This window comes from Brachyspira pilosicoli, assembly GCF_019402445.1.
GTDB lineage: Bacteria > Spirochaetota > Brachyspiria > Brachyspirales > Brachyspiraceae > Brachyspira > Brachyspira pilosicoli_B.
Genome location: NZ_SRZM01000417.1, coordinates 1 through 399 on the forward strand (window position 1 = coordinate 1; position 399 = coordinate 399).

Sequence of the window (399 nt, forward strand, 5' to 3'; positions counted from 1 at the left end):
ATGCAAAAATATAAATATTATAATAGTTTATATTAGTATTATTTTTCTTTTAATGCTCCTAAAATTATATCTTCTTGCGATACTTTATTATTCACTAGATTAAATTCTTTTGTAATATTTCCATCAGCTAATGTTATAATTCTATCAGCAGCTCCTATAATTTCTTGAAGCTCTGAAGAAATAAGTATTATTGCTGCCCCTGTTTTACTTAAATCATCTATTATTTTGTGTATTTCCTGTTTTGCTCCTATATCAACCCCTCTAGTAGGTTCATCTAATATTATGACTTTAGGTTTACAATTTAAACACCTAGCTATACATACTTTTTGCTGATTTCCCCCGCTAAGATTCATAATTTTATTTTGATTATATCCAACTTTTATATTCAAAAGTTTTACA

General features: G+C 26.1%; 1 protein-coding gene. It reads right to left on the reverse strand.

Translation table 11 applies throughout. From position 1 onward, the window contains the following. Positions 1-38: 38 nt before the first annotated feature. Positions 39-399, reverse strand: a 361-nt coding sequence (locus tag E6A48_RS11520; protein ID WP_219710452.1) for an ATP-binding cassette domain-containing protein, incomplete at its 5' end; no start/stop codon positions are given.